Genomic DNA, 1166 nt, shown 5'->3' with positions numbered 1-1166 from the left:
CGCTCTTTCAATTCGATTCACTCATTGAATTACATCGCTTGATCGGAAATCAAGTTGTGCTTGTTAAGTAGTCGATACATGGTTGCACGCGACACACCAAGTTCTTTCGCCGCATTGGAAACTTGACCTGAGTGCGATTCCAACACGACCAATAACGCATCACGCTCACTCTTTTCTCGAATTGATTTCAAACTGCGTTTTGAATCATTACGTTGCGGCAAATCGAGATGATGCTCTTCAATCATCACGCTATCAGACATCAACACCGCACGCTTAACTTGGTTCATCAACTCGCGAACATTACCAGGCCAGAAGTAACGAGTCAGAGCTTTCAAAGCGTCCTCTGAGAAACTTTTTGCTTGAGAGTTGTACTCTTTAGAGAACTCTTGCAGATAGAAGCGAGCTAGTAGTGCAATGTCACTCGCGCGCTCTTTCAAGCTTGGTACGTTGATACGAAGTACATTGATGTAATGGTACAACTCTTCGTTGAAGTCGCCATCAATCAAAGCTTTTTCTACGTCTGACGAGTTAGCAGCAAGAATACGCACATTCACATTCTTCACACCTTCGCATGTTTCAATCGTGCCCTCTTGCAAAAACCTTAACAGGTTCATTTGCTGGTCTTTCGAAATGGTCAGAATGTCATTAAACAACACAGTACCGCCATCTGCTTGTTCCAACAGACTTGGGCCCATCTCAGCATCCGCAGCAATACCAAAGACTTCCGCTTGGAAACGTTGCTCATTCAAAGCGCGGCAGTTAATCGACATAAAGGGCTTATGAGAACGGGAAGATACTTTGTGAATTGCACGAGCAACCGCTTCTTTACCAGTACCGCTCTCGCCAGAGATCAGAATACTCACGTCCGTAGGACCAATTCGCTTAACTTGATCGCGTAAGCGCTTCATCGGGATAGATTCGCCAATCAGCCCCATATCGAGGCTATTGCCAAAGCTTGGCCAAACTTTTTTCTCTAGCTTGAGCATACCAAGTTGGTGGCCGATGGTACTCAACAGTTGGGCATCTGGGATTGGGGCAGTAAAAAAGTCGATACAGAAGTTAACGATGAACTGGCAGATGGTGTCTGTGCCGAGCTGAGACTCACGAATAAACGCCAGCCAACGCACGTGCTTATGAGAACTCACTAAGTTTGCCAGACCATTCAA

The 1166-nt window shown here is 45.7% G+C and carries 1 protein-coding gene; it reads right to left on the bottom strand.

Going from position 1 to position 1166, the window contains the following annotated elements:
• Positions 1-29 precede the first annotated feature (29 nt).
• A partial coding sequence (locus R7070_RS26010) for a sigma-54 dependent transcriptional regulator (protein WP_318141489.1) occupies positions 30-1166 on the bottom strand: 1137 nt, incomplete at its 5' end.

The sequence above is a fragment of the Vibrio sp. 1557 genome (genome assembly GCF_033340175.1).
Lineage (GTDB): Bacteria > Pseudomonadota > Gammaproteobacteria > Enterobacterales > Vibrionaceae > Vibrio > Vibrio alginolyticus.
The sequence above is the reverse complement of the archived record's forward strand: the minus strand, read 5'-3'. Positions and strand labels throughout refer to the sequence as shown.